General features: G+C 69.8%; 23 protein-coding genes and 1 CRISPR repeat array. Of the genes, 17 read left to right on the top strand and 6 right to left on the bottom strand.

Annotated features, from left to right (window positions below):
* Positions 1–5 precede the first annotated feature (5 nt).
* The 4 genes from ABZ470_RS12090 (at position 6) to ABZ470_RS12075 (ending at position 4,651) form a co-directional block, all read left to right on the top strand.
* Positions 6–1,388: an FAD-linked oxidase C-terminal domain-containing protein gene (locus ABZ470_RS12090; protein WP_362783074.1), complete on the top strand. Its 1,383-nt coding sequence runs from the start codon at positions 6–8 to the stop codon at positions 1,386–1,388.
* A gap of 62 nt (positions 1,389–1,450) precedes the next feature.
* Positions 1,451–2,710, top strand: a complete 1,260-nt coding sequence (locus ABZ470_RS12085) for a heterodisulfide reductase-related iron-sulfur binding cluster (protein ID WP_362911346.1) — start codon at positions 1,451–1,453, stop codon at positions 2,708–2,710.
* A gap of 29 nt (positions 2,711–2,739) precedes the next feature.
* Positions 2,740–4,035 carry an endonuclease Q family protein gene (locus ABZ470_RS12080; RefSeq protein WP_362911345.1) on the top strand — a complete coding sequence of 432 codons (1,296 nt, stop codon included), beginning with the start codon at positions 2,740–2,742 and terminating at the stop codon, positions 4,033–4,035.
* A 208-nt stretch (positions 4,036–4,243) separates the two neighbouring features.
* A complete protein-coding gene (locus ABZ470_RS12075) occupies positions 4,244–4,651 on the top strand; it encodes an NUDIX domain-containing protein (protein ID WP_362911344.1) in 408 nt (135 codons plus the stop codon).
* 77 nt (positions 4,652–4,728) lie between these two features.
* Here the strand turns inward: ABZ470_RS12075 and ABZ470_RS12070 are convergent, their stop codons facing one another.
* Positions 4,729–5,097, bottom strand: a complete 369-nt coding sequence (locus tag ABZ470_RS12070; protein ID WP_362911343.1) for a hypothetical protein — start codon at positions 5,095–5,097, stop codon at positions 4,729–4,731.
* A gap of 636 nt (positions 5,098–5,733) precedes the next feature.
* Between ABZ470_RS12070 and ABZ470_RS12065 the strand changes: the two genes are divergently transcribed.
* Genes ABZ470_RS12065 through ABZ470_RS12045 form a run of 5 tightly spaced genes read left to right on the top strand, consistent with a single transcriptional unit; the run spans position 5,734 to position 13,468 of the window.
* The gene (locus tag ABZ470_RS12065) at positions 5,734–6,243 is read left to right on the top strand and encodes a hypothetical protein (RefSeq protein ID WP_362911342.1); all 510 of its coding nucleotides are present in this window, start codon (positions 5,734–5,736) and stop codon (positions 6,241–6,243) included.
* Positions 6,209–7,852: a SulP family inorganic anion transporter gene (locus tag ABZ470_RS12060; protein WP_362911341.1), complete on the top strand. Its 1,644-nt coding sequence runs from the start codon at positions 6,209–6,211 to the stop codon at positions 7,850–7,852. The genes ABZ470_RS12065 and ABZ470_RS12060 overlap by 35 nt, the downstream gene beginning before the upstream one ends.
* Entirely contained in the window at positions 7,849–10,845 is a 2,997-nt protein-coding gene (locus tag ABZ470_RS12055; RefSeq protein ID WP_362911340.1) for a DUF2309 domain-containing protein, read from the top strand. The genes ABZ470_RS12060 and ABZ470_RS12055 overlap by 4 nt, the downstream gene beginning before the upstream one ends.
* Positions 10,842–12,200, top strand: a complete 1,359-nt coding sequence (locus ABZ470_RS12050; RefSeq protein WP_362911339.1) for a proton-conducting transporter membrane subunit — start codon at positions 10,842–10,844, stop codon at positions 12,198–12,200. The genes ABZ470_RS12055 and ABZ470_RS12050 overlap by 4 nt, the downstream gene beginning before the upstream one ends.
* Complete coding sequence (locus ABZ470_RS12045; protein WP_362911338.1) at positions 12,197–13,468, top strand: proton-conducting transporter membrane subunit; 1,272 nt, start codon at positions 12,197–12,199, stop codon at positions 13,466–13,468. Before ABZ470_RS12050 ends, ABZ470_RS12045 begins: the two co-directional genes overlap by 4 nt.
* A 162-nt stretch (positions 13,469–13,630) precedes the next feature.
* Here ABZ470_RS12045 and ABZ470_RS12040 read toward each other — a convergent pair whose 3' ends face one another.
* Positions 13,631–13,798, bottom strand: a complete 168-nt coding sequence (locus tag ABZ470_RS12040) for a DUF3073 domain-containing protein (protein WP_352015836.1) — start codon at positions 13,796–13,798, stop codon at positions 13,631–13,633.
* Between the two features lie 351 nt (positions 13,799–14,149).
* On the opposite strand from ABZ470_RS12040, the gene ABZ470_RS12035 reads away from it, so the two are divergent.
* Together ABZ470_RS12035 and ABZ470_RS12030 are read left to right on the top strand one after the other, a co-directional pair.
* Positions 14,150–14,491, top strand: a complete 342-nt coding sequence (locus tag ABZ470_RS12035) for a metalloregulator ArsR/SmtB family transcription factor (protein ID WP_352015835.1) — start codon at positions 14,150–14,152, stop codon at positions 14,489–14,491.
* Between the two features lie 79 nt (positions 14,492–14,570).
* Complete coding sequence (locus ABZ470_RS12030; protein WP_352015834.1) at positions 14,571–14,948, top strand: hypothetical protein; 378 nt, start codon at positions 14,571–14,573, stop codon at positions 14,946–14,948.
* 114 nt (positions 14,949–15,062) lie between these two features.
* Here the strand turns inward: ABZ470_RS12030 and ABZ470_RS12025 are convergent, their stop codons facing one another.
* The 4 genes from ABZ470_RS12025 to ABZ470_RS12010 all read right to left on the bottom strand — a co-directional run bounded on the left by ABZ470_RS12025 (position 15,063) and on the right by ABZ470_RS12010 (position 16,790).
* Entirely contained in the window at positions 15,063–15,287 is a 225-nt protein-coding gene (locus ABZ470_RS12025) for a BldC family transcriptional regulator (RefSeq protein WP_352015833.1), read from the bottom strand.
* A gap of 422 nt (positions 15,288–15,709) precedes the next feature.
* Positions 15,710–15,985, bottom strand: coding sequence for a hypothetical protein (locus tag ABZ470_RS12020; RefSeq protein WP_362911337.1), 276 nt, complete (start codon positions 15,983–15,985; stop codon positions 15,710–15,712).
* Between the two features lie 86 nt (positions 15,986–16,071).
* Positions 16,072–16,575 carry a hypothetical protein gene (locus ABZ470_RS12015; RefSeq protein ID WP_362911336.1) on the bottom strand — a complete coding sequence of 168 codons (504 nt, stop codon included), beginning with the start codon at positions 16,573–16,575 and terminating at the stop codon, positions 16,072–16,074.
* Complete coding sequence (locus ABZ470_RS12010; RefSeq protein WP_362911335.1) at positions 16,572–16,790, bottom strand: hypothetical protein; 219 nt, start codon at positions 16,788–16,790, stop codon at positions 16,572–16,574. The genes ABZ470_RS12015 and ABZ470_RS12010 overlap by 4 nt, the downstream gene beginning before the upstream one ends.
* 899 nt (positions 16,791–17,689) lie before the next feature.
* On the opposite strand from ABZ470_RS12010, the gene ABZ470_RS12005 reads away from it, so the two are divergent.
* The 6 genes from ABZ470_RS12005 to ABZ470_RS11980 all read left to right on the top strand — a co-directional run bounded on the left by ABZ470_RS12005 (position 17,690) and on the right by ABZ470_RS11980 (position 22,694).
* Complete coding sequence (locus ABZ470_RS12005) at positions 17,690–18,082, top strand: GntR family transcriptional regulator (protein WP_362911334.1); 393 nt, start codon at positions 17,690–17,692, stop codon at positions 18,080–18,082.
* 244 nt (positions 18,083–18,326) lie between these two features.
* Positions 18,327–19,181, top strand: a complete 855-nt coding sequence (locus ABZ470_RS12000; RefSeq protein ID WP_362911333.1) for a helix-turn-helix transcriptional regulator — start codon at positions 18,327–18,329, stop codon at positions 19,179–19,181.
* A complete protein-coding gene (locus ABZ470_RS11995) occupies positions 19,168–19,374 on the top strand; it encodes a DUF397 domain-containing protein (protein ID WP_362911332.1) in 207 nt (68 codons plus the stop codon). The genes ABZ470_RS12000 and ABZ470_RS11995 overlap by 14 nt, the downstream gene beginning before the upstream one ends.
* Positions 19,375–19,741: 367 nt before the next feature.
* Positions 19,742–20,147: a CRISPR direct-repeat array (repeat unit 26 nt; unit sequence CCTCATCACCCTGAAGGGTTCGCAAC).
* Between the two features lie 97 nt (positions 20,148–20,244).
* Complete coding sequence (locus ABZ470_RS11990) at positions 20,245–21,495, top strand: helix-turn-helix transcriptional regulator (RefSeq protein WP_362911331.1); 1,251 nt, start codon at positions 20,245–20,247, stop codon at positions 21,493–21,495.
* Entirely contained in the window at positions 21,492–22,241 is a 750-nt protein-coding gene (locus ABZ470_RS11985) for a DUF6879 family protein (protein WP_362911330.1), read from the top strand. The genes ABZ470_RS11990 and ABZ470_RS11985 overlap by 4 nt, the downstream gene beginning before the upstream one ends.
* Before the next feature lie 288 nt (positions 22,242–22,529).
* A complete protein-coding gene (locus tag ABZ470_RS11980; protein ID WP_362911329.1) occupies positions 22,530–22,694 on the top strand; it encodes a hypothetical protein in 165 nt (54 codons plus the stop codon).
* The last annotated feature ends 58 nt before the right edge of the window (positions 22,695–22,752 follow it).

Here is a 22,752-nt window from a genome sequence, read left to right as displayed (position 1 = left end):
CTTCCATGAGGATCGACGCCGCCGTGCTGCGTGAGCTGCGCGCGATCGTCGGCGCGGGCCACGTCCGCGACGCCGACGGGGACGTGGCGGCCTACGCCAGGGACGCCACCCCGCTGTTCTCCGCCATGCCCGGCGCCGTCGTCCACCCCGGCTCGGCCGAGGAGGTCGCCGCGGTGCTCAAACTGGCCTGCGCGCACGGTGTGCCGGTCGTCCCCAGGGGCGCCGGGTCCAACCTGTGCGCGGCGACCGTCCCGCTCAGCGGCGGCATCGTCCTGGTCCTGACCAGGCTCGACCGCATCCTGGAGATCAGCGCCGACGAACTCCTCGCCGTCGTCCAGCCCGGCGTCACCTCGGCCGAACTCGCCGACGCCGCCGCCGCGCACGGCCTGCTGTACGCGCCCGACCCCGGCAGCAGGACGGTCGCGACCGTCGGCGGCACCATCGCCACCTGCGCCGGCGGCCTGCGCGGCCTGAAGTACGGCGTGACCCGCAACCACGTCCTCGGGCTTGAGGCCGTACTGCCGACCGGGGAGATCGTCCGGACCGGCGGGAGGCTGTGGAAGGACGTCGCGGGCTACGACCTGACCCGCCTGCTCACCGGCTCGGAGGGCACGCTCGGCGTGATCACCGAGGCGACGGTCGCGCTCACCCCCGCGCCGGAGACCACCGGGACCGGGCTGGCCTACTTCGCCACCCTGGCCGACGCGGGACGGGCCGTGGCCCGGATCATCGGCTCGGGGATCGTCCCGGCGACGCTGGAGTTCCTCGACGCCAAGTGCGTCGCCGCCGTCGAGGACTACGCCGGGCTCGGCCTCAGGCGGGACGCGGGCGCGCTGCTGCTGTTCGGCGACGACGGCGCCGCCGCACCGGTCGCCGACCACCTGGCCAGGATGGCGGAGATCTGCCTCGGCGAAGGGGCGACGGAGGCCGTCGTCGCGGGCGCGGCGGCCGAGTCCGAGGCGCTGCTCGCCGCGCGGCGGTGCGCGCTGCCCGCGCTCTCCCGCCTCGGCTCGGTCACGATCCTTGAGGACGCCAGCGTGCCCAGGCCGCGCATCGCCGAGATGGTCGACCGCGTCGACGCCCTGGCCGTACGGCACGGCCTCACGATCGCGACCTTCGGCCACGCCGGGGACGGCAACCTGCACCCGACCTGCGTGATCGACGCGGGCGACACCGACGCAGCCGAACGCGCCCACCACGCCTTCGCCGACATCTTCCGCGCCGCGATGGAGCTGGGCGGCACCATCACCGGCGAACACGGCGTCGGCGCGGCCAAGCTGCCCTACCTGGCCGAACGGCTCGGCGAGGACCAGATGGCACTGCTGCGCAGGATCAAGGCCGCCTTCGACCCCGCGGGCATCCTCAACCCGGGAAAGCTCGGGTCGTGAACCGGAAACCCAGCCCGTGCCCCTCAGGAAAGCTCAGCCCGTGAACCAGGGAGGCTCGGCCCGTGAGCACCACACCGTCTCCTGACCCGTCGGCCCGGGGTGTCTTCACCCCCGAACTGCTCGACCGCTGCATCTCCTGCGGCTTCTGCCTGCCCGCCTGCCCGACGTACGCGCTCACCAAGGACGAGACGTCCTCCCCCCGGGGCCGGATCACCCTGATGCGCGCCCTTGAGGAGGGCACACTGCCGGAGAACGACCTGCGCCTTCAGGAGGAGTCGAGTTTCTGCCTCGGTTGCCGGGCCTGCGAGACCGTCTGTCCCGCGGGGGTCGAGTACGGCGCGCTCCTTGAGGAGTGGCGCGACCACCAGTGGCGGGGGCCGGGACGTCCGCTGATCGTCAGGCTGCTGACGTTCGCGGTGAACTCGCGCCTGAGGGTGTGGCTGCTCGGCCTGTTCCGCCGCCACGCCCGGACCAGGCCCTCACCCGAGGGGCCCCACCTGATGCTCGGCTGCTTCGAACGGGCCCTGTATCCCAAGGTGAGCAGGGCCGCCCGCGCCCTGCTGCCCGAGCTCTCCGCCCCGGCCTCGCAGGGGTGCTGCGGAGCGCTGCACGCGCACAACGGCGACTCGGCCAGGGGCCGGGAACTGGCCGTCGAACTGGGCGAACGACTGCCCGGGGTGATCGTCACCACCTCGGGCGGCTGCGCGGCCCACCTCGCCGACGTGCTCGGCAGGGACAGGGTCAGGGAGATCTCCGAGTACCTGACCGCCACCTCCGAGACGACCCCCGAACCGAGCACGGGCCGTCCTTCCGCGGACCGTCCTTCTGCGGACCGTACTTCTGCGGACCGTACTTCCGCGGACCGTACTTCTGCGGACCGTACTTCCGCGGGCCGTCCTTCTGCGGGCCGTACTTCCGCGGGCCGTACCGGAACGGATGGCACGCCTGAGGAGCCGTCGAGGCCGGGGATACGCATCGCGTTGCAGGACTCCTGTCACCTGCGCAACGGCCTGGGGGTCTGGCGTGAGCCCAGGGAGCTGCTGGGCCGGATCGGCGAGTACGTCGAGCTGCCCTCCGCCGGGACCTGCTGCGGGGCGGCCGGCAGCTACGCCCTGGTCAGGCCCGAGGACAGCCGCAAGGTCCTGAACGCCAAACTCGACGAGATCGAGGCGGCCGGGGTGGACTACGTGGCCGTGGTCAACCCCGGCTGCTACCGCCAGCTCGACCAGGGACTCCGCCGCAGGGGATCGAAGGTGCGGGCCGTACACCTGGCGGAACTGGCGGCGGATCTTCCCTCCGGGCACCACCCCCGCACGGATTAGCGGGGCCTTTCCATGGAAAAGTGTCTGGAATGCGCTTCCATGCGGATCTGCACATCCACTCGAAGTACTCACGGGCGTGCAGCAGGGACAGCGACCTGGCGCATCTGACCAGGTGGGCGCGGCACAAGGGTGTCACGCTGATGGGGACGGGCGACTTCACGCATCCGTCCTGGTTCGCGCTGCTGCGCGAGGGGCTCGTACCCGCCGAGCCGGGTCTGTTCCGGCTGCGTGACGACCTCGACCGGGAGGTCGCCAGGACGCTGCCGTCCTCGGTCGCCTCGGCCCCGGTGCGGTTCATGCTCACCGTCGAGGTGTCCACGGTCTACCGGCGTGGCGGCCGTACCCGCAAGCTCCACCACCTGGTCAACGTGCCGGGCTTCGAGGCGGCCGAGACGTTCAACCGTGAGCTGGGCAAGGTCGGCGACCTGGGCGCCGACGGCAGGCCGACCCTCGGCCTCGACTCCCGCGACCTGCTGGAGATCGCCCTGAACAGCGGCGAAGGGTCCTACCTGGTCCCGGCCCACGTCTGGACGCCGTGGTTCGGGGTCTTCGGCTCCAAGTCGGGGTTCGACACGGTCGAGGAGTGCTACGGCGACCTGTCCGGGCACATCTTCGCGCTGGAGACCGGCCTGTCGAGCGACCCGGAGATGAACCGGCGGGTCTCCATGCTGGACGGCTACCGCCTGGTCAGCTACTCGGACGCGCACTCGCCGCCCAGGATCGGCCGGGAGACCACGGTGCTCGACACCGATCTCGACTACTTCGCGGTGCTGGACGCGCTGCGGACCGGCGCGGGCTACGAGGGGACGGTCGAGTTCTTCCCCGAGGAGGGCCGCTACCACCTGGACGGGCACCGTAAGTGCGGCGTCAGGTTGGAGCCCGCGGAGACGCGCCGCCTCGGCGGGATCTGCCCGGTGTGCGGCAAACCGCTCACGGTCGGCGTGCTGAGCCGCGTCGAGGATCTGGCCGACCGTTCCGAGGGTGTACGGCCCGCGGGCGACGTCTCCGTCTCCGAGGAGCTCGTCCCGCTGCCGGAGATCGTGGGCGAGATCCTGGGTGTCGGGCCGGGCAGCAAGAAGGTCGCCGGGGAGGCCGACCGGCTGGTCGCCGCCCTCGGCCCCGAGCTGCGGATCCTCCAGGAGGTGCCGGTCGGCGACCTGGAGGCCCGGCTCCCCAGGCTCGGGGAGGCGATCGGCAGGCTGCGCCGGGGCGAGGTCATCAGGGAGCCGGGGTTCGACGGCGAGTACGGCGTGATCCGCCTGTTCTCCCCCGGCGAGCGGGAGGCCCCGACCCTCTTCGACACCCCGGCCGACGACACGGATTAGCACCGCCGGCCGGGAACGCGCCGTACGACACCGGCCGCGCCGTCCCGTCGTCACCGCCGTACGACCGTCAGGACTGAATGCCACCGGCCCGGCCGCGTCGGCCGACTTTCGTGAGGCCGTGCCGGGCCGCGATGGCGGACGGTGGACCTCCCCCGGTATCGGTGATGAGGTGGAAGATCCACAACGTCACCGTCGAAAGGACCGTCCCGTGATCGACGCCGAGACCGGCTGGTACTTCATGCACGCCTCGATCAAGGCCGTGGTGCTGGTGGACGGCGGTGTCCTGCTCTGCCGGAACCCCCGGGACAAATGGGAGCTCCCCGGCGGGTGGCCGGACAGGGAGGACGACACCCTGGCCGAGGTCGTCAGGCGCGAGGTCCGCGAGGAGAGCGGCCTCGACGTGGTCGTCGGCCCCGTCGTCGGCGCGGAGATCATGAGCATCGGGAAGTCGAAGGTGCTCATCGTGGCGGTGCGCGCCACGGTCGACGGCTCCGCCTTGCTCCAGGTCAGTGAGGAGCACAGCGCCCTGCGTTTCTTCCCTGTGGACGAGCTCCCTGAGGATCTGGAGAACGGCTACGCCGACCTGATCGGCAAGGCCGTCGCCTTCCCCGCCTGAGCCGTACGGCTCGGCGAGAACGCGGGGCCCGGCCGGAGACGCCCCTGGGGCTCCGGCCGGGCGGTGTGCCGTCGTGGTCAGCAGTTCTTGATCGACCGCGGGTACGGCGCGAGGGCCTTGATGGGGTACGTGGCGGTCCACGTCACCGTGGAGCCCCCCGGGATGGTCTTGCAGGGCAGGTCACGGGCCCAGCGGATGTCGACCTTCTTGCGTGAGGTGCGGGAGCCGCAGTTCGCCCAGGTGATCCGGTAGGTACGGGTGTGCCTGCCGTACCTGTGCGTGTCCTTGTGGGTGATCGTTCCACCGCAGTCGGAGGCGGCCACCGCGGTGGGCGCCTGAGGGACCCGCGCCTGGGCCGCGTTCGCCGGGCCGACCGCCGTGAGCAGCCCGGCCGCCGCGACGGCCGCCACGGCGGTCACTCTCAGAGAGGAGCTTGGTGCGCGCATGTTCGGCTCTCCTTGTCGGAAGCGGAATGACACGGGCACCGTAGGCCGGGGGGCGTTGAGGATTCGTTGAGGATTCGTCGGGCCCGGCGTCCCCGTCTCCGGACGCGCACCGGACGGCCGCGCGCCGGAGAACGACCGGCGCGTTCCCTATAAGGAACCCAACATTCTTCCCATGTTAGGGAAACGCGTTATGGCACACGAAATTACGGCATTCATCGTATAGAAAAGACGATGTTAGGTATTTGGGTTATAGCCGGGCATCACAGCGAATGCCGATATCCGTGTAGAGAAAACAGCGATCCCGCAGTCCTTCCGATAACGCTTTGGTAACGTTTCCCTGTTCACGACCTGCGGCGTTTACAGAAAGTCATAGTGACATTGACCGGGGGAATTTCCGGTAACCGGCAGATCATCGCAGCTAGAGTACGGTCGCGTGCGCCGCGAAGCCACGGATGGAGAGTGAACAACCACTCTTCGTAGGTCTTGACCGATTTAATCCTTTTCTGGATCAATCATGAGGCTTCATCCCGACCCATATCGTGGCCCGGAGCCAAAGTGACCCCGCCATCCCTCGACCGGCCGAATGCCCCTTTTGTCAGGGCATCATCCCGGCACGGGCGGAAACTGCTCCGTGCGGTGGGGGCGGCGCTCGCGGTCGTGATGGCGATGACGTCATGGGTCGAGACGATCGCCCCGGCCAGGGCCTTTTCCGTGGCCTGCGCGGACACGCGCCATCACCACCACGAAGAGCTCGACCGCACCAGGGCCGTCCCACCGACCCCGGTGCGAGGCCCGATCAGCGGGACGGCCATGGGGAGCCTCGATTCCCCGGTCGCCACCGCCTTCGGCGACGAGCACGACACCTTCGGCAACGACTCGCGTGAGGTCAAGGACGACTTCACCGACAGTGAGACCACCGACTCCCGTTCTCCGGTACGCGACGTCACCGTCGCGATCCACCAGGAGCGGCCGTCGGAGACGATCCTCGAAACGAGCGTGGCCCGCGGTCCCCCCGTGCGCCCAGGACGCCTGCGAGCAGGCGTTTCCCGTGCGCACGACCTCCGGCCGAACACGGCCGGAGCAGACCGCCCACGCCCTTGTGAGGATCTCAGTGACGTCAGAACAGCACGGCCTGAAGGCCCATGACGACTTAGCCACCGCGCCCCGCCGCGGCGCCTTCCAGACGGCCGACGTCAAGTCCGGCTTCCTGGTCTTTCTCATCGCGCTCCCGCTCTGCCTGGGGATCGCGCTGGCCAGCGGGTTCCCGCCGGTCGCCGGTGTCCTGACGGCGATCGTCGGCGGTGTGCTGGTCAGCCTGCTCGGCAGCGCGCCCCTGACCATCAAGGGCCCCGCCGCGGGCCTGATCGTGATCGCGCTCGGCGCGGTCCAGGAACTCGGCGGAGGCGACCTCGCGGTCGGCTACCGGCGGGCACTGGCCGTCGGCGTCGTCGCCGCGGTCGTCCAGATCGCCTTCGCGCTGTGCCGGGTTGCCACCGTCGGCATCGCCATGTCCCCCTCGGTCGTGCACGGCATGCTCGCCGCGATCGGGATCATCATCATCTCCAAGCAGGCCCACGTCGCGCTCGGCGTCAAACCGGAGAGCAAGGAGACCCTCGGCCTGATCGCGGAGATCCCGCACAGCGTCGCCAGTGCCAACCCCCGCGTCCTGCTGCTCGGCGCGCTCGGCCTGCTGATCATGTTCGGCATGCCGCTGATCAGGGCCAGGTGGGCCAGGGCCGTACCCGCGCCGCTGGTCGTGCTCGCCGTGACCGTGCCGGTCGCGCTGTGGTTCCACGTCGGCGTCCCGCACGACTACCGGTTCATGACCACGACCTACCACCTCGGCCCCGAGTTCCTCGTCCGGCTCCCCGGCACCCTGCTCGACGCCGTGGCCTTCCCCGACTTCTCGGTGATCCTCAGCGGGACGTCGCTGAAGTACGTGGTGATGTTCGCCCTGATCGGCACCATCGAGTCGACGCTGACCGTGCTGGCGGTCGACTCCATGGACCCCGAGAGGCGTTCCTCCGACCTCAACCGCGACCTGCTCGCCCTCGGCGGCGGCAACCTCGTCTCCGCGCTGATCGGCGGCCTGCCGATGATCTCGGAGATCGTCCGCAGCCGGGCCAACATCGACGCGGGCGCCGTCTCCCGGGGGTCCAACTTCTTCCACGGCGTCTTCCTGCTGCTGTTCGTCGCCCTGGCGCCAGGCCTGCTGCAGACCATCCCGCTGGCGGTGCTGGCCGCCATGCTCGTCTACACCGGCACCAGGCTCGCCTCCCCCCGCGAGTTCGCCCACGCCCGCGAGGTCGGCCTCGACCAGCTCGCCCTGTTCCTGACCACCATGTTCGTCACGCTCGCCACCGACCTGCTCATGGGCGTCGCGGCCGGTCTCGCCCTGAAGATCGTGCTGCACCTGGTCCGCGGGGTGCCGCCGGTGGCCTTCCTGCGGCCCCGCGCCGTGGCCGTCCGTTCGGGGAGCGTGCTGAACGTCCGGATCCCCGCCGCCGCCGTCTTCACCGCCCTGCTGCCGCTGCGCCGTACGGTCAACGGGGCCACCAAGGACGACACGGGGGACAGCGGCGTCACCGAGGTCGTCGTCGACGTGACGGACGCGACACTCGTCGACCACACCTTCCTTTCCGGGCTGGCCACGATGTCACGTGAGTGGCGGGCCACCCTCACCCTGCGCGGGCTCGACGGGCTCGTCCCCGTCTCCGCCCACCCGCAGGCGACCAGACGCCGGAGGCGAGCATGACCCATCTGGACATCGCCGCGGCCCCCGGACGTGGGGACCGCGTCACGGACGTCACCGAGCTGGTCGAACGGGCGGCGAGGCTGCTGCCCGAGCAGGCTCCGTTGCAGACGTTCGTCCACCACAACACCCTGCACGCCTTCGAGCACCTGCCCTTCGACGAGGCCGTCGTCAGCGCGGCGCGGGTGTTCGGCACCGAGCCGTTCCAGAGTGAGGCGGCCTTCCGGGACCACGTCGGCTCCGGACGGATCCGTCCCTCGGACATCGACGCGGTCGCCGAGGCCGAGGCACCCGGCGGTGCCCCGATCGTGCCGGGCGGGCCGACGCGGGCGCGCTTCCTCGCCCTGCGGCTGCGGAACCTGTTCGAGATCCCCAGCGGCGCCGCGCTCGACTGGCTGCTCCTGGAGACCGACGCCCGAACCCGCCTCAGTGACCTTCTCGACCCCCGGCGACGCGCCGAGCTGCTCGCGCAGGCCGGCCGCGACTGGACCACGACGCCCGAACAGACTGCGCGGGCCTCGCAGGCGCGGCTTCTCGACACCCTGTGGAACAGCTTGGCCGCGGCGGCTCCGGCGGTGCCCGGCGCGGGTGCTCCCCCGGCGCGCGGGCGGGACCGGATCCTCGCCGAGACCGGGACCGACACCGACGAGCTGGTGCACCCGCTGCTGATCCGGCTGTCGGCGGCCTTCCTCGACCAGGGGATCGCCTACTGGCCGATGCCCGAGCGCGAGCTGGGCTTCCTGCGCGCCTTCCGCCGCCTGTACGGCCAGGCCGGCGGCCCGCCCGACCGGTTCCTGCGGGGTCTCGGCGCCGAGCTGAGACGGCAGGAGGCCGAAGGCTGGACGGCCGAGCGGACGGTCGTCTGGGCCCTGGACGAGCTGGCCGTACCCGAGGAGGCCCGGGGCGCCGCGATCGAGGCGACGCTGCTGTCGCTGCGCGGCTGGGCGGGCATGATGCGTCAGTTCGAGCACCGGCCCGACCTGGCGCCGGTCGAGGCGCGTGCGGCACGGCTGCTCGACTACCTGGCCGTCCAGCTCGTCCTGGACGTCCAGGCCGCACGACACGCGATGGCCGGTCGCCCCGACCGGCCGCCCAGGGTGACCGGCGCGGACGACGGGGCGGTACGGCCCGGCCTCGAACTGGTCTACGAGGCGTTCGTCCTGGCACAGCTGATGCCCGTGGACGTCACGGTCCTCGCCAGGCCGGAGCACGCCGCCGCCTGGCTCGGGGCGGTCGCCGCCTGCGACGAGACCGAACGGCGCCGTCTGCTGCACCTGGCCTACGAACGGCGGCACCGGGTCGGGGCGCTCGACGCGCTCGACGCCCACCGGCGGTTCACGGCCGGAGCCGAGGCACCGCCCGTCACGATGCAGGCCGTGTTCTGCATCGACGAGCGGGAGGAGTCGCTGCGCAGACACCTTGAGGAGCACTTCCCGCAGGCCAGGACCTACGGCTACGCCGGTTTCTTCGGGGTGGCCATGACCTACCTCGGGACGGGCGAGGTGCGCCCGCGCCCGCTGTGCCCGGTCGTCGTCACCCCGACGCACCTGGTCGTCGAGGAACCCGCAGAGTCCCGCACGCCACGGCAGCCGGGTTCACGGCACGGCCGGGGCGGGCTGAGCCTGGGTCTGGCCGTGGGCAGCAGGACCCTGGCGCGCGGCAGCGTGATCTCCCTCGGCCTCGGGGCGACCCAGGTCGTCACGCTGGTCGGCCGCTGCCTGTTCCCGCGCCGGTTCCACCGCTGGTCCCGGCGCCTCGACCACGACCCCGGCGGCGGGGCCGTGACCAGACTGGCGATCGAGCGGGCCCCCGGCGCCGTGGAGACCGAGGACGGCCTGCGGCGGGGGTACTCCGTGCCGGAGATGACGCAGGTCGTCTCCTCCGCCCTGCGGACGACCGGGCTCGGCCGTGAGCTGGCGCCCGTCGTGCTGATCGTCGGCCACGGCTCCTCCAGCCTCAACAACCCGCACGAGTCGGCGCACGACTGCGGGGCGACCGGCGGCGGGCGCGGCGGCCCCAACGCGCGCGCGTTCGCGGCGATGGCCAACCACCCGGGAGTGCGCGCCGGACTGCGTGACCTGGGCCTGGACATCCCGGACGGCACCTGGTTCGTCGGGGCGTACCACAACACCTGCGACGACTCCATGACCTACTACGACGAGGACCTCGTCCCCGAGCGGTCGAGGCACGCGGTCGAGGAGGCGAAGCGGATCATGGCGCGGGCGTGCGTCCTGGACGCGCACGAACGCTGCCGCAGGTTCGAGTCGGCCCCCCTCGACCTGCCGCTCGACGCGGCGCTGGCCCACGTCGAGAGTCACACCGTCGACCTGGGCCAGCCCAGGCCCGAGTACGGCCACGCCACGAACGCGATCGGCGTCGTCGGGCGCAGGTCGCGCACCCGGGGGCTCTTCCTCGACCGGCGGGCCTTCCTCGTCTCCTACGACCCGGAGGGCGACCCGTCGGGGGACCTGCTGACGAACCTGCTGCTCGCGGCGGGACCGGTCTGCGCAGGCATCAACCTGGAGTACTACTTCAGCTACGTCGACCCGGCGGGGTACGGGTGCGGCACGAAGCTGCCGCACAACATCGTCGGCCTGCTCGGCGTCATGGACGGCCACGCCTCCGACCTGCGCACGGGCCTGCCCTGGCAGATGGTCGAGATCCACGAGCCGGTACGGCTGCTGCTCGTCGTCGAGACCGAGCCCGAGCGGCTGGCCGCGATCGTGGGGGCGCACGCCGTGCTGGAGCGGCTCGTGAGCAACGGGTGGATCCAGCTCGTCGCGTGGAGCCCGTCGTCGGACGCGATGCACGTCTTCGAGCGGGGCGGCTTCGTGCCGTACGTCCCCGAGGGGGAGTCCCTCCCCACGGTGCACCGCTCGGCGCAGTTCTACGCGGGCAGGCGGGAGCACCTGGGGTTCGCCCACGTGACGGCCTCCCTCGGCACGGGGTCCGGGGAGCCGGTCTCCCCGGAGCTTGTCGGGGAGGAGGCGTCGTGAACGACACCCTCCAGCGGTTTCTGCTGCTCTCGGTCGCCGGGTTCCCGCTCGGGGCGTTCGCCCTGATGGCGGTGTTCGCCTGGCAGGGGCGGCGGCGGGTCGAGCGGGCCGTCTCGACGGCCGTCGCGCTGGCCTTCGGGCTGGCGACGGCCGCCGCGCTGACGCTGGCCTGCGTCATGGTCGGCGAGGGGCGGACGTTGGTGACGGCGCCCGTCGGCACCTGGTTCGGCAGCGGGGAGTCGGAGTTCCACCTGCTGCTCGTCGGCGACCGGCTCTCGCTGCCCTTCGCGATCCTGGCCGCGCTGCTGTGCGGCCTGATCGGCGTCTTCTCCCGGCGCTACCTGCACCGGGAGCCCGGCTACCTGCGCTTCTACATGCTGCTGGCGCTGTTCGGCGCGGGCGTCGAGCTGGTGGCCCTCGCGGGCGCCCTCGAACTGTCCCTCGTCGGCTGGGAGCTGGCCGGGCTGTCCTCGGCGTTGCTGATCGCGTTCTTCCACGAGCGCAGGAGGCCGGTCGAGCACGGTCTGCGGGCCTTCCTCGTCTACCGGGCGTGTGACGTGGGTCTGCTGGTCGCGGTGGTGTGGCTGCACCACGCCACCGGTTCGTCGAGTGTGGCCGGGGTCGACGGCGGCGGGTGGGCGCTCTTCTCGCCCCCCACGTCGAGCGGGGACGCGCTCGTGGTCGGCCTGGCGTTGCTGTGGGCCTCGATGGGCAAGGCCGCCCAGGTCCCGCTCGGTGGCTGGCTGCCCCGCGCCATGGAGGGGCCGACGCCGTCGAGCGCCGTCTTCTACGGCGCGATCTCCGTCAGCATGGGGCCGTACCTCCTGCTGCGCACCGAGTCGGCCTGGTCGGGGGCGCCGGGGGTGCGGGCGGCGATCGTGGTGGTCGGCGCGCTGACCGCCGTGCACGCCACCCTGGTCGGCCGTACCCAGACCGACATCAAGAGCACGCTGGCCTACGCCTCGATGACCCAGATCGGGGTGGTCCTGGTCGAGGTCGGGCTCGGGCTGCGGTATCTCGCGCTGGCGCACCTGGTCGCGCACGCCGCTTTGCGCACCGCCCAGATCCTGCGCTCGCCGAGCCTGATCCACGACCACCACCACCTCGAACAGGCGCTGGGCGCGCCGCTGCCGCCGACGGGAAGGCACCTGGACCGGCTCGTCCCGGCGGGCCCGCGGGCGTGGCTGTACCGCTACGCGCTCGAACGCGGTTACTTCGACGCGTGGCTGCGCGACCACCTGGTCGGCGGGCTGGCGCGCCTGGTCAGGCGGGCCGAGTCGCTGGACGACCGGTGGGCGCGGCTGCTGAGCACCGGTGACACCGCCGTTCCCGTGAGAGAGGGGCGCACGTCGTGATCACCTTTGTCCCCTCGCTGGTCGCGGTGCTGTTCCTGGTGTCCTCCGTGGTCGTCGCCCGGGTGGCCGACCGGCAGGCCGCCCGCCGTACCGCGGTGACCTGCGCGTCGGCCGCGACGGCGCTGTCCGTCGTGCTGCCCTGGTCGGGAGGGTTCGTCCCGTTCCTCTCCGGCGAACACGCGGCGCTGCCGGAGGGCACAGCCAGGCTCGTCGTCGTCGCGACGTGCGCGGCGGGCCTGCTGGTCGTCGCGATGAGCCCGCTGGCCTCCCACCCGCCCGCGACGCTGGCCAGGATCCTGCGGCTGCTCGCGGTCTCCTGCGGCTTCGTGGCCGTACGGCACCAGGCGGTCGACGTCGTGCTGTGGGCTCTGTCGGCCTGGCTGGTGTGGGCCGGGTTGCGCGGCGGCGAGGGAAACCGGGGCGGCGACCGGCTCGACCGGCTCTTCGCCGCCTACCACCTGCCCGGCATCCTGCTCTTCGGGGTGGGCACCGCGTTGTCGGCCACCGGCTGGCGGACGGCGGGCGGCGTCCTCGTGGTGCTCGCGATCATGGCCAGGTTCGCGGTCGTCCCGCTGCACAGCTGGTATCCCCGCTTCGTCGAGCGGGTCCCGCTGGGAGTCGTGGTCGTCTTCCACACCGCGCCCCTCGGCCTGCTCGCCCAGCTCGACCTGCCGGTTCCGCTCGCCCACGACGTGGCGCTGCTCGGCGGCGCGACCGCCGTCGTGGCCGCGCTGTTCGGAGTGGTCCAGGGAGAGGCGAGGCGCGCGCTGGCCTTCCTGACGATGAGCCAGACCGGGCTGGTGACGTGCGGGCTCGGCGGCTCGCCGGAGGCGGTCTCCGGGGCGGTGCTGACCTGGGAGGCCTCCGCGCTGGCCGTCTCCGGGCTCGCCATGACGCTGGCCGCCCTTGAGGCGCGGCGCGGCTCGCTGTCGCTGCGCGCGCCGAGCGGGAACTTCGCCAGGACCCCCCGGCTGGCCGTGGCGTTCCTGCTGTGCGGGCTCGCCACGGTCGGCTTCCCGCTCTCCCTGGGGTTCGTGGGCGGCCACCTGCTGATCCACGGGTCGGTCACCGGGTCACCGGTCGTCTGGCTCGCGCTGGCCGGAGCCGTCGGCGTCAACGGCATGACCGTGATGCGGTGCTTCTTCGCGCTGTTCGCGGGCAGCCGTACGCACTCGGGGGAACGTGACCTCGTCCCGCTTGAGACGTACGCGCTGACGATCGCGATCGGCGCGCTGCTGGTCGGAGGCCTCTTCCCGATGACCCCCTGACCCCACGGAACCCGAAGGACCGGCCGCCGGACTCCGGCGGCCGGTCATATAAGGCTCCGTCGCGCCACACGGTCTCGTTCGTGTCGTACGGCTGCGCCAACGCGGTAAGACCTCGTGTGGCTTCACCGGCACCGTACGGCTCGGCGATCCGGCGCGGGGAACCTACCGGTTGGGAAGCTCCTCCACGGGCTCTTCCGTCCGGTCCTCCTTCGCAGAGCCCCCGGTCGCGCTGAGTTCCTCACGCAGCCGGTTGAAGTCAATCCCGTGGCTGCTGTACTTCAGCTCGCGCGCCACCTTCGTCTGCTTCGCCTTGGCTCGACCCCGCCCCATTGGCTGTACTCCCTCACACGGCCGTGCTGACCTACTGTCACCGTCGCGTCGCCGGCGAATCCAGCCTGGCGCGGCAGGTCAGGCTGTGTTCGCCGGTACCTGTACCCAGCGACGCCCTACCCCATCCTCGTATCGACCGGGATCGGGTCTGCCGAGCGGCGTTGGGGAACAGAACACGGCCTCATCCTACCTAGAAACCTGACGATTTGAACAATTATGCAATTTGCCAGATTATAAGTGTCTTGTGTTCCTCGATTGGATCCAGCAGGAGGTCATCGGTCCACGAGAAGTGGGCGGCGTCAACGCGTTCGCGGCCAGGCCGCGGGCACACGCCGACGGGGCGTCCTGATCATGCCCGCGCCGCTCTACCAGGTCAAGGCCGACCTCTTCCGCACGCTGGGGCACCCGCTCCGCATCCGGGTTCTGGAGCTGCTGCAACGCGGCCCGCTGCCCGTCCGTGACCTCCTGGTCGAACTCGACATCGAGGCCTCCAACCTGTCCCAACAGCTGGCCGTACTGCGCCGCGCCGGGATCGTGAACGCCACCCGTGACGGAGCGACCGTCGTGTACGCGCTCTCGACCCCCGACCTGGCCGACCTGATGGTGGCCACCCGCAGGATCCTGGCGAACCTGCTGGCCGACCGGGACGAGTTGCTGGCCGAACTCCGCGATCCCGACAAACCCATTCCCTGACGCTCCCGACTTCGGCCATGATCGACCCGCGGGCGGCATCCCGCCCGCGGGCAGCCGATCAGAGCACAGGAGCGCCGTCATGGACCCAACCGTACTCACCGCGATCGTCACCGCCCTCGTCGGTGGCGCGGCGGGTGAGGTAGGCAAGAGCGCCTGGACCTCGCTGGTCACCCTGGCCAGGAACCGCTTCGGCGGCGACTCCGGCGAGGTCGCCGCCCTTGAGGCGGCCCCCGGCGGCACCACCGGGCAGGCCGAGGAGATCACCGGCATCCTCATCGACCGCGCCACGGCCGACCCCGCCTTCGCCGACGAACTGGCCGCCTGGGCACAGGAGACGGCCAAGGTCGTACGGCAGAGCCACGACGTCTCCAACACCATCGGCGGCGACGCCACGATCCACGGGACGGTCATCCAGGCCGGTGACGTGTTCGGCTCGATCAACCTGGGCCCGCGCTGACGGGTTCCCCGCCCGGCCTCGGCCGGGCGGGGAGACTGTTTCGGCGACGTTCACGGGGCGGCCCAGCTGGTTCCTCTGTTCGCCCTTCATCGATCTCGGCCTCCTGAACGGCCGTCAGGGGGAGGGGTTGAGGAGGGCGTCGATGTCGCTCTGGCGGTAGCGGCGTTGGTTGCTGGGGGTCCTGACCGAGGGGATGCGCCCGGTGAGCGCCCACCGGTTGACGGTCTTGGGATCGACCCCGAAGACGCGGGCCACCTCGCCGGGGGTGAGGAGGCGTTCTGTGGTGTCGGGGCCGGTGGTGAAGGTGCCGTCCGGTGCGACGGCCTTGAGGGGGGACAAGGAGCTTCTCCTTCAGTGGCGGAGGGTGTGCGGGCTGGGCTTCTGATCGCTTGGGTTGTGAGGCTCAGTGGGGGTCCGGGGTTCATGACTTTGTCGGGGAGTGAGGGAGCGGGTGCCCGGCCCCGAGCCGGGGAGCACGACGGCCGGGCACCCTGGAGGAGGACCGGCCTTCCACGAGGGAAGACCGGTGCGCCAGACGGCTCCCTCCTTCCCCAGCACGCCCTGCCATGTCCCGACGTGCGCGGAAGCCGTCTCGCGAGGGGGTGCGGCCCAGGTCCCTCCCACCTGAGCCGCACGTCTGAGGAGGTACGGCGGGCCATGAGCCTTCCCGCCCGCCGTACCGGCTTTCCGGAGTCGTGTGCGGTCCAGGTCCCTCATCCCTGGACCGCACGCTCAAGGGGTACGGCGAGCCGCCGTACCGGCTATGGGGAGCGCAGCAACCCGCGCAACGCCGTAGACCGACCAGGCGCGATGGCCTGACCAGGGCATACGATCCGGGTGGTCCGGGTCCGAAGAGCGCGGGCGACGGCCACGGCCTGGATGCTCGGCGGCACCACCGGAGGTGCCTGGGCGGTCAGCTTGCGCTCCAGCTCCCCGACCGACCCGGCCCGCACCAGCAGCACGTCCCCGGGACACGGCCTGCCGGACAGGACACTCCGATAGGCGCTCCACAGGCCGGACCGTGAGCTGTGGAACACCAGCCAGTCAGGATGAGCCCGCCGCAAGCTGTCGCAACTGGGATATGCGACACCATCCACTGGACACGTCGGTTCGACGAGAGGCATCATGCCGCCCTCCCACCCGGCGAACGCCCTCCGGCGGACACCGTCTCCCCACCCGGCGAAGGCCGCCCACCGGCGAACACCATTCCCTCACCCGGCGAAGCACCCGGTGAAGACCGTCCCCCAGCCGATGCCGTCTCCTCACCCGGCGAACCCCGCTCCCCGCCGACCTCCCCGTTCCGCGCCCCGGAAGGCGGACGGCCGGTACCGCCCCTCCTACGCCGAACCGGCGCCGGGGAAGACTGCGGCGAGAGCCGGAACGCCCGGATCATCTCCGCCTCCCGCATCCGCTCCTCCAGCCCGTCAGCCGTGGGGTCCTCGACGATGACCGGCCGGGGGCCGTCCCAGGCCGCCACCGCGTAGAAGGCGCGTCGTCCCAGGCTGTAGAGCACCGTCCAGTCGGCCCAGGCCTGGTCGATCCGCTCGGCCTCAGCTCTCGCCGGGCCGTCCCACACCCGCCGATACACCGGCGCGTACGGCAGACCGTCCCGGTGTCGTCCGGTCACGGGGTCACCCCCGCGACGGCGTCGCGGGCGGTCCTCTCCTGCTCGGCCACGGCCTCCTGAACCTCGTCGAAGGTGTCGGCGTCCACAGCCGACTGCGCCCCGGCCCGTACGGCGACGCGGGGAAAGAGGTGGTTGCGGAAGGCCCAGAACCGGCCCGTGTCGCTGATGAGCAACCGCCAGCCCGGGATCACCGGGCGCGTAGGAGTGTCATGCATGATCTGGACCTCCGTGATCCGACCAGAGGCGTGCCTGGCATGGGTGTTCGCCAGACGGGCCTGCCCTGCGGGACAAGAAACAGCCGAAGCCCGAGGCCGACAGGCCGTACGAGCACGAGCAACGGGACATCGAGGCCGTACGGCCAGGCGGCCGGGCCGGTGCACCCGCGTCCAGATGACCCCCGACCGAGGAACCATGGGAAACGGACGCCGAACCCGCCTGGGCAACGAAGGCCGTACCGGCACAACCGGAGCGGCGACCGGCCTGTCCACAGGCACCGGCGCGGAAGCGCCGTCCTCCTCCACAGGACCACCCGGTACGACGGTCACGGCCTGGGACACCGGCTCGGGAGCAGAACGCCCCTGACCAGCCCTTTCCACAGGACCGTCCAGTACGGCCCTCGCGGCCGGAACCATCGCGGGCACCTCCGGCTCAGGCTCAGGGTCGGGACGGCGCTGGGCAGGCACCAACGGAACCACCTCAGCGGGAGCCACCTCCACCGGAGGCCGGGGAGCCGGAAGAAGCTGCGGGCCGTACTCACGACGGGCCTGGAGACGGGCATTCATCAACACCCCGGACGGCTGCACGTACTCGTGCCCGTCCTGGCGCGAACACCCGTGGGCATAGGGGGCATGCCCACACCGAGCACACCCCATCGGCAGGGGCACGGCACCGGCGAAACAGCCGCAACCGTCCCGGATCGACGTGTCCGGGCTGGAGTCCGGAGCACTACTGTTGCTCACGTCAGGAGACACCTTCCTGATAGAGGGCCTGTCCCGGCGGTCGCGACGTCGGGCAGGTCCGTTTTTCATCTATGGCCTATGGCCATATGGCCTAAAGGCCGGGCGCCCTTATGGCCTGATGCCATAGGGCAATGCCTCCTCGATTGCGTCGCCACGTGCCTCTGTATCGGCAGATCGCGGACGATCTCCGGCAGCAAATCGCCAAAAAGACGCTTTCGCCGGGCCAGCGACTGGCAGCCGAAGCCGATTTGGCCCACAAGTACGGAGTGGGGGTGGACACCGTACGAGATGCTTTGGCCCTACTACGAACCGAAGGAGTGGTTCGTACGGTTCGAGGCGAAGGCAGCTACATACGGGAGCAAGCTGAGCGTGTAGTGCTGACGGTGGAGGGACCGGCTCTGATCTCGGCACGGATGCCATCGGCGGACGAGAAGGAATCTCTCGACCTGCCTGAGGGGGTGCCGGTCCTTGTGCTGGAGATCGGTGAGGAGACGCGGATTCTGCCCGCGCACGAGACGAAGATCGAGGTTTCCGGCCCCGAGTCGTGAACACGAAAGATTGAGGACTGCGGCGGCTTGGGCCGCGCCCAACGGAGATGCCCTCCGTTGAAGCAGAGGCCCGGCCCTGGCCTCGCGGCCTGAGCACTCTCTCCATCGAATCCTGTCACGACACCCTCACTCACTGTCGCGGGCCACAGCACCCAATGATGCGCGTGCAATTGCACGCGTGCAAGGGGAACGCGAAAACAAGATCCGTGGAAATCCACGCGGGCACCCCTCCACACTGGTGCCCATGCCCATGAAGTCCCCCACAGTTCGCCACCGTCGCCTGGGCCGTGACCTGCGGCAACTCCGTGAACAAGCGGGCTTGCTCGCGGACGAGGCAGCCCGGCGACTCGGCTGGTCTCCCGCCAAAATCTCAAGGATCGAGAACGCGAGGACCGCACCGTCCGTCACAGACGTCTCCAACGCCTGCGACCTCTACGGTGCGGACTCCGCGACCAAGGCCGGCCTGATCGAACTGTGCCGCGAAGCCGGTCAACGTGGCTGGTGGACGGCCTATTCGGACGTGTTCACCGGCTCCTACATCGCACTCGAAGCCGAGGCCAAGCGCATCCGCATGTGGGAGCCGCTACTGATTCCTGGCCTACTCCAAAGCGAGGGCTACGCCCGAGAAGTCATAAGTTCCGGACGCCCTGACCTGAGCAAACCTGAAGTGCAGCGCCGAGTGGACGCCCGCATGATCCGCAAACTGCGCATGGTAGGACCCTCGGCCCCAACATTGCACGCGGTCATCGACGAGGCTGTTTTCCAACGTCCGCTGGGCGGCTCCGAACTCATGAAGCACCAGCTTGACGACATCCTTCAGGTTGTGGACTGGCCAAACATCATCATCCAGGTTCTGCCCATCCGCGCGCCCGTCGTGGTGGCCAGCATGGAAGGTCGCTTCTGCGTGATGTCCTTCGGCGACTCGGGCGACCCGGATGTGGGCTACGCGGAAGGTCCTGCGGGAGAGGTGTACGTCGAAGCCGACGGGCAGGTCCGACGTCTTATGCTGCTTTTCGAGCGCCTGGCCGACGTGGCGCTGTCCCCCGAGGAGTCCGCGGCCTTCATCGCTGCGGCGAGGAGCGAGCATGATTTCCACTGATCTGCACAGTGCCAAGTTCCGCAAATCCAGCCTCAGCACAAGCGGCAACAACTGCGTCGAAGTCGCCACCAACCTCCCTGACCTGGTTGCCGTCCGCGACAGCAAGGACCCCTCCGGCCCCACCCTGGCGTTCACCCCCGCCCAGTGGCGTTCGTTCATCGGCCGCGTGAACACCGGCGCCTTCGACGCCTGACCACTTCGCCTTCACGCAAGACCTCGACGCCAACACAGCGCCGAGGTCTTGCACGTGTTCAAGGCCGCGCCGTGGCCGCCGTGACCATCGCCGCCCACCGCGCGACAACCACCGCCAGAACCACTCCGATCGGGTCCTGACCTTCAAGCCTCCGACTGCGGGCACCCTCGCGAACGGCACAGATCTTGAAACATTCGACCTCCGCCCCGCGAGCCCGTCATCATGGACGGAGCCCCACACCCCGAGGCCATACCCAAAATTGATCAACGCTCTGACCTGCACCGCTGCACTACCGCCGGACTGCCGCAGAAACAGCCCGCGTCACCCTCACGTGGGCACGCCTGACCTGGGACTTTACCCTCGGGTTCCTCATCACCCTGAAGGGTTCGCAACTAGGTCGCCGCCGAAGCCGGACGCTGCGGCCGGGGTTCCTCATCACCCTGAAGGGTTCGCAACACGGAGACCGGCACGATGATGGTGCCGACGGTTTGTCCCTCATCACCCTGAAGGGTTCGCAACGCCGGGGCGACGGTGTGCCCGTCCTCCTGGTCGACGTCCCTCATCACCCTGAAGGGTTCGCAACCTCGCGCGAATCCACGCCCTCACCAGATCCACCGGTCCCTCATCACCCTGAAGGGTTCGCAACTACGGCTCGCCCGGGTCCGTGCCAGCGGGCACGTGTCCCTCATCACCCTGAAGGGTTCGCAGCGTGGTGTGGACCAGGCCGACGTCAGCGCCGTGGACGTTCCTCATCACCCTGAAAGGTGTGCAATCCCATGGGCGAAGCTCTTGAGCGGAGACCTTGATGGGGTGGTCATGGTGGGAAGCGTCGCTGTGGACGTAGTCGGCCAGGTCCAGTGATCGACTCCCATGAGCTGTGCGTGGCGATCATGTCTTGGTGGGATCGCAGGATGGCCGACTTGGGTCGGCGGATTCAGGAGGCTCTGGCACGCTGGAGATCATTGCTGCCGGACTGGAGACGTTGATGGCACGTATCGGTGTGGCCCGGCGCATGGGCCTGGCGGAGCAGGCGGTCCAACCGGTGACGCGGATGCTTCGAGTGCATCTGAGGCAGGTAGGCGACGAGCCGGTCACGGTGTGCGAAGGAACCGACGTCATGGCTCAGGCGTGCCGATGCGGCCTCTTGGGGTGCGCCATCTGGCCGCAGGGAACCACGCGCGGCTGACGATGCCGGCTTCCCCTTCCTCAAGTGCCCAAGCTTCCCGGGAACGCCTCGGTGCGAAGCTCAGGGAGTTGCGTACCGAGGCCGACATCACCGGCAAGGAGTTCGCACGCCACGCAGGCTGGAACAGTGCCAGCCAGGTGACGATGATCGAAAAGGGTCAGCGGACCATCACCGCCGACTACGTACGGCTCTGGTGCCGGATATGCGAGGCGACAGAGCAGCGGACGACGGAGTTGCTTCACGAACAGGCCGCCGTCGCCGGGATGTGGCTGACCCACACGGATCTCAACCGGGCCGGACTTCGGGGAAGGCAGGAGCGGCTGCGGGACAAGTACTGGCAGGTGAAGCTGAATCGCGTCTACCAGACGCGGGTGATTCCGGGTCTGCTCCAGACCCCCAGGATCATCACGGCGTACTTGTCCGCCGCTCGCGCTGACCAGCATCTGGAGATCGACGACGTCACGGAGGCCGTCGAGGCCCGGCTGGACCGGCAACGCTGTCTCGACCGGCCGGACGCGCGATGGTTGTTCCTTCTGGAGGAGGACGTCCTCTGGTACTGGCCGGGGCCGCTCGACGCGCACCGGGACCAGCTCCAGTACCTCCTTGAGGTGATGAGCCGTCCGACGGTCGTCCTCGGAATCATCCCCCGCGGCATCCATCGCGCAGGAGTGATCACCGGCGAGTCCTTCACCATGGCGGACACCCGGGTGGTGACGGTTGAGCTCATCTCCGGCGACCTCAACATCACCTCGCGGCCAGAAGTACAACTCTATGTGGAGGCGTGGGAACGCTTTTGGGGGATCTCTGTCGTCGGCAAACGCGCCCGAGCGTTGATCAATGAAGCGATCACAGGGATTGACGATCTGCTCACTAAGAGTGAAGGTCGTCAAGAATCAGAGCACAGCGAGCCCCAAGGAAAGGAGAGCCCTCCATGAGCAGGTTCGAGCCTGCATTCGTCGGCCAGGATCCGGAGTCGAGCGACGAGCACTGCCCCGCGGTGTTCATCGACCCGAACACGGGTGACTTCCTGTTCCAGGGCCGGATCATTACGAATCCGACAATTCTGGAAATGATCGCGAAGCACGGCGCGATCGCCTCCGACGAGGCGGTCGTCTGGCTCCCCGCCCGTATGCGTCAGCTCATTCTGGACGCGCTCAACGGCTTCGAAGGAACCCGACAGGGCCATGGGTCTCCGACCCTGGCCGAGATGCTCGCGACAGCGAAGCGGTCCGCGGTGCACCTGGAGATGCGCGACCTGTACGGACCTGAGCCCGGATACGACGACTGGCTCGCCGGGGGTGATGGACGCACCGACCGAAGCAGGTGGATCGGCCTGGTCAGCGACGCGGTGAACCGTGGAGTGAAGATGCGCAGGGCCCGCATCGTCTCGGAGCCGGTCAGCGACTACATCCGCTGGGAGCACATGGTCACGGACGTGAACGTGAAAGCCGGCGAGGAAGTCCGCTGGCTGCCCCGAAAGAAGGCGAGCGGCATCATGCTCCCGCACTCCGACTTCTGGATGTTCGACCAGAGCCTCGTCGCGTTCAACTTCAACGGCGGCGACAGCAACCACGTGCCCGGCTACGAGTACGTGTCAGACCCGCGCTACGTCACCCAGATCGTCGGCGCATTCGAGATGGTCTGGGAGCGCGCGACCCCGCACGAGGAGTTCCACCTCTGAACCCATCGGTGTGAATCGATGTGAATTCCCTGTTCTCCAGCCCAGGCGATCGGCCAAAGTCGAGTCGCGCAAGCGTCTTGACCCCGTTGGAGAGCTTCTTACCAAGCACCAGCGGTCCGGGACGCGGCACCGGCTCCACGGCGACCGGTGCGTCTCCGGACTGAGAACCACCTGCATTGACGTGTTCGGCACGGTCGTCGCGCCGGAAAACCACGTGTGGCCCTCCGGGTTCCTCATTCCTGCCCCTATCAAGTCGACCCTGCCTGCCAGAAAGAGGAGTGAACCAAGATGTCCAAGAGCGCCTCCGACGTCGAGTTCTTCGCACCCATGACTGCCATGGGCTCTCTCCTGGACGGCCTCGACATGAGGATCGTCGAGACCGGCCCGGCCGTACTGGCCCGCAAGTGCAGTACCGACAACGGCTGCGACACGAAGAAGACCGGCGACTGCTGACCTGAGCTCGCGGTGGCCTCCAACGCGCGTTCGCGTTGGAGGCCGTACCTCCGACTTC

This window comes from Streptosporangium sp. NPDC020072 (genome assembly GCF_040631445.1).
Lineage (GTDB): Bacteria > Actinomycetota > Actinomycetes > Streptosporangiales > Streptosporangiaceae > Streptosporangium.
The sequence above is the reverse complement of the archived record's forward strand: the minus strand, read 5'-3'. Positions and strand labels throughout refer to the sequence as shown.

Bases quoted from the DNA above. Each gene is read 5' to 3' on its own strand.
- ABZ470_RS12090 (WP_362783074.1), top strand. From the start codon at position 6: ATGAGGATCGACGCCGCCGTGCTGCGTGAGCTGCGCGCGATCGTCGGC.
- ABZ470_RS12080 (WP_362911345.1), top strand. From the start codon at position 2,740: ATGCGCTTCCATGCGGATCTGCACATCCACTCGAAGTACTCACGGGCG.
- ABZ470_RS12070 (WP_362911343.1), bottom strand. From the start codon at position 5,097: ATGCGCGCACCAAGCTCCTCTCTGAGAGTGACCGCCGTGGCGGCCGTC.
- ABZ470_RS12055 (WP_362911340.1), top strand. From the start codon at position 7,849: ATGACCCATCTGGACATCGCCGCGGCCCCCGGACGTGGGGACCGCGTC.
- ABZ470_RS12040 (WP_352015836.1), bottom strand. From the start codon at position 13,798: ATGGGGCGGGGTCGAGCCAAGGCGAAGCAGACGAAGGTGGCGCGCGAG.
- ABZ470_RS12035 (WP_352015835.1), top strand. From the start codon at position 14,150: ATGCCCGCGCCGCTCTACCAGGTCAAGGCCGACCTCTTCCGCACGCTG.
- ABZ470_RS12030 (WP_352015834.1), top strand. From the start codon at position 14,571: ATGGACCCAACCGTACTCACCGCGATCGTCACCGCCCTCGTCGGTGGC.
- ABZ470_RS12010 (WP_362911335.1), bottom strand. From the start codon at position 16,790: ATGCATGACACTCCTACGCGCCCGGTGATCCCGGGCTGGCGGTTGCTC.
- ABZ470_RS12000 (WP_362911333.1), top strand. From the start codon at position 18,327: ATGCCCATGAAGTCCCCCACAGTTCGCCACCGTCGCCTGGGCCGTGAC.
- ABZ470_RS11995 (WP_362911332.1), top strand. From the start codon at position 19,168: ATGATTTCCACTGATCTGCACAGTGCCAAGTTCCGCAAATCCAGCCTC.
- ABZ470_RS11990 (WP_362911331.1), top strand. From the start codon at position 20,245: ATGAGCTGTGCGTGGCGATCATGTCTTGGTGGGATCGCAGGATGGCCG.
- ABZ470_RS11985 (WP_362911330.1), top strand. From the start codon at position 21,492: ATGAGCAGGTTCGAGCCTGCATTCGTCGGCCAGGATCCGGAGTCGAGC.
- ABZ470_RS11980 (WP_362911329.1), top strand. From the start codon at position 22,530: ATGTCCAAGAGCGCCTCCGACGTCGAGTTCTTCGCACCCATGACTGCC.